Origin of the sequence: Erythrobacter sp. GH1-10, assembly GCF_045363165.1 — a bacterium.
Lineage (GTDB): Bacteria > Pseudomonadota > Alphaproteobacteria > Sphingomonadales > Sphingomonadaceae > Erythrobacter.
Genome location: NZ_JBJFLP010000001.1, coordinates 286,166 through 298,419 on the forward strand (window position 1 = coordinate 286,166; position 12,254 = coordinate 298,419).

18 protein-coding genes are annotated in these 12,254 nt (G+C 63.5%); 6 read left to right on the forward strand and 12 right to left on the reverse strand.

Annotation, left to right across the window (positions count from 1 at the left end):
• Nucleotides 1-15: 15 nt before the first annotated feature.
• Nucleotides 16-381: a hypothetical protein gene (locus ACI5KX_RS01405; RefSeq protein WP_406808890.1), complete on the forward strand. Its 366-nt coding sequence runs from the start codon at nucleotides 16-18 to the stop codon at nucleotides 379-381.
• Here ACI5KX_RS01405 and ACI5KX_RS01410 read toward each other — a convergent pair.
• Nucleotides 363-1,283: a LysR substrate-binding domain-containing protein gene (locus ACI5KX_RS01410; protein ID WP_406808891.1), complete on the reverse strand. Its 921-nt coding sequence runs from the start codon at nucleotides 1,281-1,283 to the stop codon at nucleotides 363-365. The two genes, ACI5KX_RS01405 and ACI5KX_RS01410, sit on opposite strands and share 19 nt — an antisense overlap.
• Before the next feature lie 100 nt (nucleotides 1,284-1,383).
• Here ACI5KX_RS01410 and ACI5KX_RS01415 point away from each other — a divergent pair, with 100 nt between their 5' ends.
• Nucleotides 1,384-1,746 (forward strand): UrcA family protein, encoded by a 363-nt coding sequence (locus tag ACI5KX_RS01415; RefSeq protein WP_406808892.1) that lies wholly within the window; start codon nucleotides 1,384-1,386, stop codon nucleotides 1,744-1,746.
• Nucleotides 1,747-1,929: 183 nt separating this feature from the next.
• Entirely contained in the window at nucleotides 1,930-2,751 is an 822-nt protein-coding gene (locus tag ACI5KX_RS01420; RefSeq protein WP_406808893.1) for a hypothetical protein, read from the forward strand.
• Between the two features lie 182 nt (nucleotides 2,752-2,933).
• On the opposite strand, the gene ACI5KX_RS01425 is transcribed toward ACI5KX_RS01420, so the two are convergent.
• Nucleotides 2,934-3,926: an adenosine kinase gene (locus tag ACI5KX_RS01425; RefSeq protein WP_406808894.1), complete on the reverse strand. Its 993-nt coding sequence runs from the start codon at nucleotides 3,924-3,926 to the stop codon at nucleotides 2,934-2,936.
• A gap of 132 nt (nucleotides 3,927-4,058) precedes the next feature.
• Between ACI5KX_RS01425 and ACI5KX_RS01430 the strand changes: the two genes are divergently transcribed.
• The 3 genes from ACI5KX_RS01430 (at nucleotide 4,059) to ACI5KX_RS01440 (ending at nucleotide 6,177) form a co-directional block, all read left to right on the forward strand.
• Nucleotides 4,059-4,757 (forward strand): EI24 domain-containing protein, encoded by a 699-nt coding sequence (locus tag ACI5KX_RS01430; protein ID WP_406808895.1) that lies wholly within the window; start codon nucleotides 4,059-4,061, stop codon nucleotides 4,755-4,757.
• Nucleotides 4,750-5,160 carry a hypothetical protein gene (locus ACI5KX_RS01435; RefSeq protein ID WP_406808896.1) on the forward strand — a complete coding sequence of 137 codons (411 nt, stop codon included), beginning with the start codon at nucleotides 4,750-4,752 and terminating at the stop codon, nucleotides 5,158-5,160. The genes ACI5KX_RS01430 and ACI5KX_RS01435 overlap by 8 nt, the downstream gene beginning before the upstream one ends.
• 63 nt (nucleotides 5,161-5,223) lie before the next feature.
• Nucleotides 5,224-6,177, forward strand: a complete 954-nt coding sequence (locus tag ACI5KX_RS01440; protein ID WP_406808897.1) for a hypothetical protein — start codon at nucleotides 5,224-5,226, stop codon at nucleotides 6,175-6,177.
• Between the two features lie 3 nt (nucleotides 6,178-6,180).
• On the opposite strand, the gene ACI5KX_RS01445 is transcribed toward ACI5KX_RS01440, so the two are convergent.
• From ACI5KX_RS01445 to ACI5KX_RS01490, 10 genes are read right to left on the reverse strand one after another with little or no spacing between them, the layout of a single operon-like run.
• Nucleotides 6,181-6,657, reverse strand: a complete 477-nt coding sequence (locus tag ACI5KX_RS01445; protein ID WP_406808898.1) for a hypothetical protein — start codon at nucleotides 6,655-6,657, stop codon at nucleotides 6,181-6,183.
• On the reverse strand, nucleotides 6,657-7,013 hold the full coding sequence (locus ACI5KX_RS01450; protein WP_406808899.1) for a HesB/IscA family protein: 357 nt from the start codon (nucleotides 7,011-7,013) through the stop codon (nucleotides 6,657-6,659). Before ACI5KX_RS01450 ends, ACI5KX_RS01445 begins: the two co-directional genes overlap by 1 nt.
• Entirely contained in the window at nucleotides 7,013-7,507 is a 495-nt protein-coding gene (locus ACI5KX_RS01455; protein ID WP_406808900.1) for an SUF system Fe-S cluster assembly protein, read from the reverse strand. Before ACI5KX_RS01455 ends, ACI5KX_RS01450 begins: the two co-directional genes overlap by 1 nt.
• A 5-nt stretch (nucleotides 7,508-7,512) precedes the next feature.
• On the reverse strand, nucleotides 7,513-8,745 hold the full coding sequence (locus ACI5KX_RS01460; RefSeq protein WP_406808901.1) for an aminotransferase class V-fold PLP-dependent enzyme: 1,233 nt from the start codon (nucleotides 8,743-8,745) through the stop codon (nucleotides 7,513-7,515).
• A complete protein-coding gene (locus ACI5KX_RS01465) occupies nucleotides 8,742-9,242 on the reverse strand; it encodes a hypothetical protein (protein ID WP_406808902.1) in 501 nt (166 codons plus the stop codon). Before ACI5KX_RS01465 ends, ACI5KX_RS01460 begins: the two co-directional genes overlap by 4 nt.
• Nucleotides 9,227-9,658: a hypothetical protein gene (locus ACI5KX_RS01470; protein ID WP_406808903.1), complete on the reverse strand. Its 432-nt coding sequence runs from the start codon at nucleotides 9,656-9,658 to the stop codon at nucleotides 9,227-9,229. Before ACI5KX_RS01470 ends, ACI5KX_RS01465 begins: the two co-directional genes overlap by 16 nt.
• Nucleotides 9,658-10,401, reverse strand: a complete 744-nt coding sequence (locus ACI5KX_RS01475; RefSeq protein ID WP_406808904.1) for a SufD family Fe-S cluster assembly protein — start codon at nucleotides 10,399-10,401, stop codon at nucleotides 9,658-9,660. The genes ACI5KX_RS01470 and ACI5KX_RS01475 overlap by 1 nt, the downstream gene beginning before the upstream one ends.
• 4 nt (nucleotides 10,402-10,405) lie before the next feature.
• Complete coding sequence (sufC, locus tag ACI5KX_RS01480) at nucleotides 10,406-11,155, reverse strand: Fe-S cluster assembly ATPase SufC (RefSeq protein WP_406808905.1); 750 nt, start codon at nucleotides 11,153-11,155, stop codon at nucleotides 10,406-10,408.
• Entirely contained in the window at nucleotides 11,155-11,637 is a 483-nt protein-coding gene (locus tag ACI5KX_RS01485) for a hypothetical protein (RefSeq protein ID WP_406808906.1), read from the reverse strand. Before ACI5KX_RS01485 ends, sufC begins: the two co-directional genes overlap by 1 nt.
• Nucleotides 11,638-11,644: 7 nt before the next feature.
• Complete coding sequence (locus ACI5KX_RS01490; RefSeq protein WP_406808907.1) at nucleotides 11,645-12,145, reverse strand: endonuclease domain-containing protein; 501 nt, start codon at nucleotides 12,143-12,145, stop codon at nucleotides 11,645-11,647.
• Between the last annotated feature and the right edge of the window lie 109 nt (nucleotides 12,146-12,254).

A 12,254-nucleotide genomic window follows, 5' to 3' on the forward strand; every position in this document is an offset into this window, starting at 1 on the left:
TGCTTTTCTGCGAGCATGATCAAAGCCCCGCTCAGCGCGCTTGCCGCCGTCGCCCTCGCCGCTTCGCTGTCGGCTTGCCAAACCTATCGCTCCGCGCCCGAAGCCGCCGCTTCCGACCCGCAGCCGCCCGCTTTCGTCGAGGCCGCCTGCGGAGGGTGTCATGCGGTCCAGCCGCCGTTCCTCTCGCCCAATCCGGCCGCGCCCAGTTTCGAGGCGATCGCCAACCGCGAAGGGCTCACCGAGGACACGCTCGGCACATGGCTCGCCGATGCGCACAATTACCCCGAGGTGATGGATTTCGATCTCGAGCCCGGGCATGTCGAGCAGATCGCCGATTACATGGTGACGCTGCGGCGCGAGGATTACGTGCCGGCCGAGTGAGCCGCGAAGATCGGACCGAATTCCTCCATCAGCCAGGCGCGAAACGCTCTGACCTTGGTCGAGTGTCGGCGGACTTCTGGATAGATCAGGCGGAAGATCGGACCCGTTCGCGCAACCTGCGTGCCGATCTGCGCCAATTGCCCGTTCTCCATCTCGGCATGGAACAGCGCCGGGGCGAGGATCGCCACCCCATTGCCGCTCATCGCCGCCGCAGAATCGAGCACTTGCGATTCGAACTGCAACCCGCGCGGCTTTCCGCTCTGTCCCTTGTCGTCGCCGGACGCGCACCGTGCCTCGTCCCATGCCTGCCACCACGCCGTTCTGGGCGAGAGCCGCAGGGACGCGGGAATCGCGGGGTCGTCATCGAGAAGCTCGGGGTGCTGCGCGATGAAATCGGGATGAGCGAAAGGGGCGATTTCGAGCGGCATAAGGTCGTGTGCCTCGAGCGATGACGGCACGTCGCGCGAAAGCCTGATCGCGAGGTCGGCATCCCCCGCCTCGAGATCGACGAAGTGATTGCCGACATCGAGCCGGACCGCGATTTCGGGATGGGCGAGCTGGAACCCGCCGAGGCGCGAGGCGAGCAGTTTCGCGGCGAAGGTTTCGAAACAGGCGATGGTCAGGACCGAATCGTCGGTATCGCTGAGTGCGGAAAAGGCGCTCTGCATGGTCGCGAAAGCCTGGCTGATGCGCGGCGCGAGCGCTTCGCCCGCCGGGGTCAGCTCCATCGAACGCCCTTCGCGCACGAACAGGACCATGCCGACCCGCTCTTCCAGGCTCTTGATCTGGTAGCTGACACCCGCCTGGGTCAGGCCCAGCTCCTCCCCCGCACGGGTGAAGTTCTTGTGCCGCGCAGCCGCTTCGAAAGCACGGATGGCGGAGAGAGGCGGGAGCGACGGCATTTCGCATTCATAAGTCAGGCTTATGCTTATGGCCAGCGTTTGATTGGTATTTCAGCTCTTCTCAGGCCATTTCCAGGAGGCCAACACAAGGGAGACCGATATGACCAATCCAGTACACACGCTCGCAATTTCGCGCCTTATCGCCCTTACATTGCCCCTGATCCTCGCCCTCGGCGCGATTCCCGGGCCCGCAAGGGCCGCACCGAACGAAAGCCGTGTCGCGGTCGACTATTCCGATCTCGACCTCACCGAGGAGGCCGGTCGGGCGACGCTCGACCGCCGGCTTAAGCAGGCAGTCCGGCGGGTCTGCGATGCGGGCCAGACGCGCTCGGTGAGAGTTGCAACCGAAACGCGCCAGTGCATCGCCGAAAAGCGCGCCGAAGTGGAAGAGGTGCGCAGCGCAGTGATCGCCCGCGCGCATGCGAAACGCTCGAAGCAGGGCCTCGCGCACTCGCAACGCTGATCCCCGAAGCTCCGCCCGGCGTCATTCTCTCCAGTCGGGTGGAGCGCGACAAGGCCCGTCGTCGCCAGTACCCAAGGGTGGGCGGCGGCGGGCACCGCCGGTTCGAGTGCCAACGGCGATTTGGTCTTTATCGCCGGGCCGTGATACCACTCCGCCCGGGTCGCATTGGGAAGGGGGGTCTCAATGCCGTATCGCCACGCACACTATTTCGTCGGCGTCGTTCTGCTCGTCATCGTCGGCGGCTTCTGGGCGAGCTATTTTTCGCAGGTCGGCGGAGCCATGCCGCTGGCCTTTCATGTCCATGCGATCTCGTCGATGACCTGGCTGGCGCTGCTGATCGCGCAGCACGTCACGATCCAGCGCCGCGGCAACGCGCTCCACAAGCAGATGGGCAAGGCCAGCTTTGTGCTGTTTCCTTTTCTGATCCTCGGCTTCGTGATGATCATAAACGTTTCGGCCGCGCGCTTTGCTGCGCAGGAAAGCCCGTTTATTGTGTACGCAGGGCCATCGTTCGGGATCGGAATGACGATCGCCATCGCCGCCTACCTCACGCTGTTCTACCAGGCGCTGAAACACCGGCGAAACGTGAAGCTGCACGCCGGATACATGCTGGCGACGCCGATGATCCTGTTCGAATCCCCGTTCAGCCGGATGATGGAGCAGATGTTCCCTTGGATGAACGTGATCGGCAGCGAAGGGCCGCAGGCGGTGTTCGACACGATCGCCATCAGCAATGCGCTCATGATCGGCCTGGCGCTGGCGCTCTATCTGCGCGATCGCAAGCACGGCGCGCCGTGGTTGACGGCGATATTCTTCATGGCGTTGCAATCGGTGATGATGTGGTTCGCACCGTCGATGCCAGTCTTCGGAACCCTGTTCACAGCCTATGCAACGATACCCGAAGCCTTGACGCTGGCGACGGGGATTGCGCTCGGGGTTGCTGCGGCATGGTTCGGCTGGGAGGCCGGCAAGGCGCCCGCAAAGGCTCCACCGGCTCCCGCCTGAGCGATTTTCCTACACGGGCCGCGCGCGGTAGGATGCGCGCGGCTCTTTCGCATCGTCCGCACCCTGTCGAATGCTGATTTCGATTTGGCAAAGTGTCAACTTCGCCAATCCGTCGTAAGTGCCCTGAATATTTGAATTAATTGCCCGAAAGCCTGCTTGACACAGTGTCAACTTCGTCGGCTTCAGAGTTTCTCGACCATCAGCGCCTTGAGATCGACCTCGGGGCGCGGGCCGTAATGCGAGATCACCTCGGCGGCGGCGATCGCACCGCGCCGGAGGCACGCCTGCAGATCCTCTTCCTTGGCAAAGCCCGAAAGGAAGCCGGCCGCGAACTGGTCGCCTGCGCCCGTGGTGTCGACGACCTTGTCGATCGGTTCGGCCTTCACCTCGGCGCGTTTTCCATGGGCGATGGCAATCGCGCCTTTCTCGCTGCGGGTCGCGACCAGCACCGGGACCTTGTCTTTGACAGCGGCGATACCGGCTTCGAAATCGTCTTCGCCGGTCAGCGTCGCCAGCTCGTGTTCGTTGACGAACAGGATGTCGATCACGCCGTCCTCGATCATCGCGCGGAAATCGTCGCCGTGACGGTCGATCACGAAGCTTTCGGAGGCGGTGAAGGCGATCTTGCGACCGGCCTTGCGAGCCACTTCGATCGCGCGGCGCATGGCGTTGCGGGGTTCTTCCGGATCCCACAGGTAGCCTTCGAGATAGAGGATCGCGCCGCTCGCGATGAGGTCTTCGTCGAGCGCGCTGGCGGGCAGGTACTGGCCCGCGCCGAGGAAGGTGTTCATCGTCCGCTCGCCATCGGGGGTGACGAAGATCAGCACCCGGCCCGTCGCCGGTTCGCCATCGCGCGCTGGCGTGTCGAAATCGATGCCGGTGGCGCGCATGTCGTGGCGGAAGACCTTGCCGAGCTGGTCGTCGGCGACCTGCCCGATAAAGGCGCATTGCAGGCCGAGCGTCGAAAGGCCGGCGAGCGTGTTCGCCGCCGAGCCGCCCGAAACTTCGCGCGCAGGCGGCATAGCGGCATAAAGCTCGTCCGCGCGCGCCTCGTCGATCAGGGTCATGCCCCCGCGGTTAAGCTGGAGCTCGTCGATCAGCTCTTCTTGGCAAGAGGCGATAACGTCGACCACGGCATTGCCGATGGCGATCACGTCGTAACGGGGTTCGGTCAAAGGATTGTGTCCTCAATTGGCTCGTCGGAATAATGGAGAGAGCGCCTAGCGGGATCGAGACGATTGGCCAAGGGTGGATGAGCGGGAGATGGCGTTTGACTTCGGGGCCGCGCCGCAGCATCGCTTGGCCCGATGGGCGCTGTAATCGCATCCCTGGCCAAGGCCTTCGGACAATTGGGAGATCCCGCGATCCTGCGGGTGGCGGCGAAGAGCATCGGGATCACCGCGCTGATCTTCGTGCTGGCCGGCGTGGGGCTCTACTTCGGGCTCGATGGGCTGTTCGCATGGCTGGAATGGGAGGCCGACGGATTTGTTCGCGCGGCCGCAGCAATCGTGATCGCGGTGATCGCTTTTTGGTTCCTGTTCCGCGTGGTCGCGCTCGCGGTGCTGCAATTCTTTGCCGACGAGATCGTGATAGCGGTCGAGAAGGCGCATTATCCCGATCTCGCCGAGCGCGCAGTGGCGCTGCCCTTCCGCCGCGATCTCGCCAATTCGCTGAGGGGTCTGGGCCGCGCGCTGGCGTTCAACCTGCTGGCGCTGCCGGTGGCCGCAATCCTGATCTTCACCGCCTTCGGCCCGGCGATCGTGTTCCTGCTGGTCAACGCGGTGCTGCTCGGGCGCGAGCTGACCGACATGGCGTGGCTGCGGCATTCGGGCAATCCACCCGGGCAGAATCCGGTGCTCGGGAGCGAGCGGCTGATGCTGGGCGGAGCGATCGCGGCGTTGATGCTGGTCCCGTTCGCCAATCTCGTCGCCCCGATTTTGGGCGCAGCCGCCGGCACACACCTGACGCATGACGCAATGCACCGCAAAGGGCGGATTGATGCGTAGGGTTTCGGTCATTCTCGCCTGCGCGGCGCTATCCGCCTGCGCCGGAGGCTCGAAGCTGATCCTCGTACCGACCACGCCCAGCGCAAGGACAGCGCCCGCGCCCGTCACCCCGGTGCGAGAGGCCGTCCGAACCCCGGAGCTATCCCGCGAAAGGGGCACCGAGAGCATTGTCGGCCAGCGCGCATCGGCGCTCCTCGCGCGCTTCGGCAAGCCCCGTATCGACCTCGTCGAAGGCGACGCGCGCAAGCTCCAGTATGGCGGCGCGAGCTGCGTGCTCGATATCTACCTCTACCCTCTGCAGGCGGGCGGAGAGCCGGTCGCAACCCATGTCGAAGCCCGTCTGCGCAAAGGCGGAGCCGGGGTCGACAAAGCCCGCTGCCTCGCGGAGATAAGCCGCCGGTAACCCGGTCTTAAGCACATTCGTGCCATAGCCCTCTACGAGTTTTCGAAGGGATTTGACCGGGTCATGACTACGCATTTTACCGAGCTGGCGCAGCGCGCCGCCGCCGATGGCGAAATCTCGCCGCAGGAACTCCTGTCGCTTCGGCGACAGGGTTGGGGCGACGGCATCATCACCCGCGAGGAAGCCGAAGCGCTGTTCGCGGTGAACAATGCTCTCACCGAGCGCGACGACGAGTGGTGCGACTTCTTCGTCGAGGCAATCGGCGAATTCGTTCTCAACGGCACTCAGCCGCGCCTTCAGTGTTCGCGCGAGGAAGCCGAATGGCTCATCGCCCAGGTCGACCATGACGGCGTGGTAGAGAGCGTTGTCGAGCTCGAAACGCTTGTTCGCGTCATCGAGCGGGCGGAGAATGTCCCCGAGAAACTCAAGAATTACGTGCTCGAACAGATCGAACGTGAAGTTCTCACCGGGGTCGGCCCCACCCGCTGCGGCGGTGAGCTGTCGGCGACGCATATCTCGGCGGCCGAATGCCGTATTCTCCGCCGTGTGATCTTCGCCAGTGGCGGCTACGGCCCCGCTGCGGTCAGCCGCTTCGACGCCGAACTGCTGTTCCGGATCAAGGACGCCACGCTCGAGGACGAGAACGCCGACGAATGGGGCGACCTGTTCGTCGATGGCGTCGCCAATTTCCTGCGCGGCTTCGTGCTCGACAACGCCCAGCTGAGCCACGAGCGCAAGCTCGAGCTGGTGAAATTCGTCGAGGCCGAAAGCAAAGGACACGCTGCGTTCCTCGCCAGCGTGCTCAAGCAATCCAAGCATGTCGGCCGCAACGTCGGTTGGGCGATCAGCCATCTGAATGGCCAGGATGGACCGCAGAACGACTATTTCGCCGATGCCGCAGCCGGACACGAAGTAACCGAATTCGAGCAGTCATGGCTGGAGGAACAGATGGCAAAGAACGGTCAGATCGACGAACTGGAACGTCGCGTAGTCGCCCGCATCGTCGACGCGGACTGAAGCTCAGCGCTGCAAAGCCGCAAAATCGCTTGCTGCGAGCGCGCGCCAGCGTTTCTGGCGATGCGCGTAGAACCTGCGCGCATACGCCGCGATCGCCGGTGTCAGCAGACCGGCTTCGATATGCACCCGGTCCGTGTAGGTGGTTTGCTCGCCATCGGCTGAAGGCGCCATGACGATCCAATGGTCCCAGCGGCTGATGAGGGGCGACCGGCCATTGTCGCGCAAGATACGACGCTCCTCGTCCGTTTCAGGCAATTCGATGCCAATGATCTGCCATCCTAGCGGAACGACGCCGAAAGCATAAAGCTGAACGCGATGTTCCCCGACGGTCCACGGTGCATCGCGGTCGAACGAAGGCGGATATCCGAACCGGAGCAACGGGCTTGCAATGTGGTCGAGCAGCGCCGGGCGCTGCACCCAATGCCATGCCTCGTCGAGCGAACAGTCCAGTGTTGTCGTCAGCTCGACAGTTGCGGCCATCAGACCATAAAGCTCTCGCCGCAGCCGCAAGCGCCCTTGGCGTTGGGGTTGTCGAATACGAAGCCGGCGGTGAAGTCGTCCTCGCGCCAGTCCATGGTCGATCCGACCAGATAGAGGACGCTCGCCCCGTCGATGTAGAATGTGCCGCCGGGGGTCTCGATCTTCTCGTCGAATTTCTCCTCTTCGGTGACGTAATCGACCGAATAGGCGAGTCCCGAACAGCCCCTGCGCGGGGTCGAAAGCTTGACGCCGATCGCATCCTCTGGCGCCTGGCTCATCAGGTGGGCTATCCGCTCCTCCGCGCCCTTGGTCAGGATGACGGCGGCGGGGCGTTCTCTGGTCTTGGTATCGGCCATCACAGCATCCCCAGTTCGAGCCGCGCTTCGTCGGACATCTTCTCCGGCGACCACGGCGGATCCCACACCAGCACGACCTCGGCGTCGCGGATACCGGGCACCGATGCAGCGCGTAGCTCCACTTCGCCCGGCATGGTTTCGGCAACCGGGCAGTGCGGCGTGGTGAGCGTCATGGTGACGGTCGCATCGCCCTCGTCATCGACTTCGACACCGTAGATCAGGCCGAGATCATAGATGTTGACCGGGATTTCGGGATCGTAGATTTCCTTGAGCGCGTCGACGACGGCGGTCTGCAATTCGCCGCCCGCACCGCCAGCAGGCGCATCGGCGGGCTTCGCGGCAAGGAATCCTTCGAGGTAATCCCGCTCCCGCTTTGCAGCGGGCTCGTCGGGATCGACCGCATCGTCGACGCGTGCGCGCGGCGGCTTTTCGACGACCTGCTCGGTCGGCGATGGCGCCGCCACGAATTCTTTCTCGTCCTGAGGCTTGTTCATAAAGCCTACTCCCTTCCAAAAATCCGGCGCGTGCGGGCGATCCCTTCCAGCAGCGCATCGATATCGTCGTCGTTCGAATAGAGGCCGAAACTGGCCCGCGCGGTCGCCGGGACCCCGAGATAGTCCATCAGCGGCTGAGCACAATGGTGGCCGGCCCGGATCGCGACATCCACTTCGTCGAGGATCGTGCCGAGATCGTGCGGGTGGATGCCGTCGATCGCAAAGCTGACGATGCCTGCGCCGTCGGCGGGGCCGAACAGCGTCACGTCGTTCATCGCGCCGAGTTCGCGGCGCAGACGCGCGACCAGCCGGGCTTCGTGCTCATGAATCCGGTCGATGCCGATCTCGCCGACGTAATCCGCAGCAGCGGCAAAAGCGATCGCCTCGGCGATTGCGGGAGTGCCCGCTTCGAACCGCTGCGGCGGCGGAGCGTAGGTGGTCTTTTCGAAGGTTACGCGGTCGATCATTGCGCCGCCGCCCTCCCATGGGGGCATCGCATCGAGGATTTCGCTCTTCGCCCACAGCGCGCCGATCCCGGTCGGACCGTAAAGCTTGTGCGCGCTAAAGACGTAGAAATCGCAGCCGAGCGTCGACACGTCGACCGCCATGTGCGGCGCCGACTGGCAACCGTCGAGCAGCAACTTTGCGCCAACCTCGTTTGCAAGTTCAGCCGCCCGAGGGGCATCGAGTACGCTGCCGAGCACGTTCGACACATGGCACAGCGCAACCAGCTTGTGGCGCTCGGTCAGCATGGCCTCGGCAGCGTCGAGGTCGATCCTGTGGTCTTCGGTCAGCGGGCAGACGTCGATCTCGGCGCCCGTCGCCTCGGCCACCATCTGCCACGGCACGATATTCGAATGGTGCTCGAGCTGCGAAAGCAGGATGCGGTCGCCCGGCTTCAGGTTAGCCCTGCCCCAGCTGTTCGCGACGAGGTTGATCGCCTCGGTCGCGCCGCGGGTGAAGACGATTTCTTCCTCCTGCCCGCCAAGGAAGGCGGCAATCCGCCGCCGCGCGGCTTCGTAAGCGCGGGTCATTTCCGCCGAGCGTGCATAGACGCCGCGATGGACGGTGGCATAGTCTTCGCCCAGCGCGCGCGCCATCGCATCGATCACCGCGCGCGGCTTCTGCGCGGTCGCGGCAGTATCGAGATAATGCCACGGCGCACCATCCGAAGTGCTCATCCCCGGAAAGTCGCCGCGCAGATCGGCCAATACGTTGAGGGTGGCGGGCGCGTTCATTCCGTTCCCTCGGGCTGGGGGCAGCGAATGTAGATGCGCCTGAAGAAGTTCTGGGTCTGATCGATCCCGGGCAGTTTTTCGACATACATCATGGGTCGGGAGTCCGGGAAAACAATCCGATAGACCGATTGATCCTCGCCGCGATCATACATATCGGCGAGTTTGATCCGATAATCTGTGTGCCATTCCTGAAACCTCTGCTGGATGGCCGATATCCGCGTCCCCTCCCCGGTTCCAAACGCAGCATCGTCCCGCGTAAGTCGCAGCCGGTAAATGCTGTCGGGATCGGCGCACGTTTCCTCGTTCAAATCCCAAGTCCCAACCCAGGAGATGAAATTGTCAGGCGCAACATAATCGGGAATGTCCGGAACTGGTTCCTGCGCCGTCGCCGCTACGGCGCATACTGCGAAATACGCACACGCGGCCAGCTTCGCCGGCCAGTTCGGTCCGGAACTGCCAGTTCCGGTCGGTGGGGATAAGGTCAGGATTGAGGGCACACGTCCCTCGTCCAGTTTTCCATATTGGGGCCGCGCTGGCACTTGCGGCGCAGGCCGACTTCGACCGCTTCCCAGCCATCGGGGCTGTTACGCAAATCAAAGCGCAGCTGGATGCCGCGAACCGAAGGATCTTGCAGCCCATCCGCAACCGTCACCAGCATCGTTCGGACCGAGCGGTCCTCCATATTGCCAATATCGCGGATTTTCGCATCGTAAGGATCGATGCCGAAGTCCTTGAGATAGAATGCGGCAAGGTCTCGCGGCGTATCGAATGTAATCGCGAACCGCTCGATTGTGGTGAACGCGCTTGCTGGCGGAATCGCGTCTGCCTCGGGCGCCTCGGCAGATAACGCCGTCGCGCCACCCGCCAGCGATCCAACCGCCGATAGAGTCAACAGCCAAGCTTGCTTCGTCATCACTCTCTCCCTTCCAGTTTCTCCAACGCAGCGTCGAGCAGCCTCGCGCGCTCGGCCTCGTCCCCGAGAGACACGAAGGCATCCCCGAGGAAGGCCTGCACCAGCAGCCGCCGCGCCTGTTCCGGGGAGAGCCCGCGAGCGGCCATGTAATAGCGCGCGCTCTCATCGAGTTGCCCGACGGTGGCGCCGTGCGCGCATTTCACATCGTCGGCGAAGATCTCGAGCTGCGGCACGGCATTGGCGCTCGCGCCCGCCTCAAGCAGCAGACCCTTGAAGTCCTGCGCGGCATCAGTCTTCTGCGCGTGGCGTGCAACCTTGATCTCGCCAAGGAAATTCCCGGTGCCGGTGTCCCAATGGACGCTGCGAACGGTCTGGTTGCTCGTGCCATCGGGTTCCGCGTGTACGGTCTTGGTCACGAATTCGCGGGTTGCGTCGCCGCCGCCGATCGTGACGCCGCCGAACTCGAAATGCGCGCCTTTGCCCAGGGTCACTTCGACCTCGACGCGCGTGTAATCGTTTCCGGCGTTGGTGACAAAGAACTCGGCTCGAGCGCCTTCGCCCAGCGTCAAGCGGATTCGGTGTAGCTCGGGGGCATCGCTGCCGACAAGCATGCACCGCGACAGGGTCTCGCCTTTTGCAAGCGTGATGTCTTCCCATTCGTTGATGGCGTCCGCACCGATCCGCTCGAGCGCGCCGATATCGGCATAGCGCCAGGCCTCATCGCGGCGAGTTGGAAGGGTCACCGCTTCAGGCATCGGCCATCACCGCGTCGTAGCCTTCGGCTTCGAGGCGCTGCGCCAGTTCCGGGCCGCCGGTCTGGACAATCCGTCCATCGGCAAGCACCGACACCTTGTCGGGCTTCACCACGTCGAGCAGGCGCTGGTAGTGGGTAATCAACAGCACGGCCTTGTCGGGCGCGCGCATGATCGAATTGATGCCCTCGCCCACCGTGCGCAGCGCATCGATATCGAGGCCGCTATCGGTTTCGTCGAGCACCGCGAAGGCGGGATCGAGAATACCCATCTGGACCATCTCGGCGCGCTTCTTCTCACCACCCGAAAAGCCGACATTCACTTGCCGCTTGAGCATTTCCATGTCCATCTTCAGCAGCGCGGCCTTGTCCTTGGCGAGCTTCAGGAACTCGCCGCCGGAAAGCGGTTCCTCGCCGCGATACTTGCGCTGCGAGTTGAGCGCCTCGCGCAGAAACTGCACGTTGGAAACGCCGGGAATCTCGACGGGGTACTGGAAGCCGAGGAACAGGCCGACGCTTGCGCGCTCATGCGGTTCGAAATCGAACAGATCTTGCCCGCGGAACTCGACCGAGCCTTGCGTCACTTCGTAGCCAGGCTTGCCGCCGAGCACGTGGGCGAGCGTCGACTTGCCCGCGCCGTTGGGACCCATGATCGCATGGACTTCTCCGGCGGGGACTTCGAGGGTCAGGCCCTTCAGGATTTCCTTGCCGTCTACTTCGGCGTGGAGATTTTCAATCTTCAGCATCACTCGCTCTCTTCTGTCGCCAGCGCCGCATCGCGTGCGGCAATCTGGGCTTCATATTGCCGCTGCCGCTCTTCGGCCGCGCGCAATTGCAGTTGGAATTGTTGGTCGAGATTGCGCCCGCGGCTGATGTGGATCTGGCCGATCGCGTCGAATGTGCGTTCGACCTCGCTGGGCGGCATCTCCCCCGCTCGGCCCCAGCGCGCCAGCGCAGCATTCGATTGCGCGATTGCCTCTTGGCGTTCGCCTGCGCAGCGGGGAAGGTCGGCGCGGTGCTGTTCCTCGACGTTGGGAACGCCGTTGAAGATGCGATTGGCGTAGCCAAGGCAGCGGCGATAGTCGTCGAGGTAGGGCTGGATCGCGACGTCATACGCGACCTCCCACTGGTCGGGTGCCTTGGTGTATTCCGATCCTGCAAGCACGCCGTCATCGCTCGCGCCGTACAACGCGATCAAGGGCACGATGGTGAGGGATAGGAGAGTCATCGTCGAATCAGTCCGGTGATTGATGTCTGGTTGGAGTGGAATTGCGGCGGTGTTCGGCCCGCCGTTCCTGTTTGTCTGCGATGCGCTGGCGCATGCCGGCGGTGATCCGCGCGAGGACGCCGTCCATGTTCTCGAGGATCTCGGAAGCCTTGATCCGCATCACCTTGATGCCGACGCTTTCGAGGCTCTTGTCGCGGCGCGCAGCAAGCTGCTCGTTGTCGCCCTCTTCGAAGATGTCGATCGCCATGCCGAGCGAGTGGCAGTTGAAATCGACGATCGCGCTGCCGACGACGGCATGGCGCTTGAAGGTGTGGCGACCGAGATTGGCCGAAGCGAACCGCTTGGCGAGCGCCTTGTGCGCCTCGGACGAGAAGCGCCGGCGCTCGCGCGCCTGAGCGTGAAGCTCGTCGAGACGCGAGTCCGAAATCTTCCACCCGCGGCCCTTCTTTTCGATGGCGGGAGCTTCGTCGGATGCAGGCCTGAGGTTGAGGGTTTTGCGGTCAGTCACGCTGCCTCTACCTCGCATCTGATTCTATAGTGCTCATTCATTGGAACGAAAGTTGAATAGGAACGGCTCACTAACTCCTGTCTTTCGAGGTCATAGACGACATTGAAAT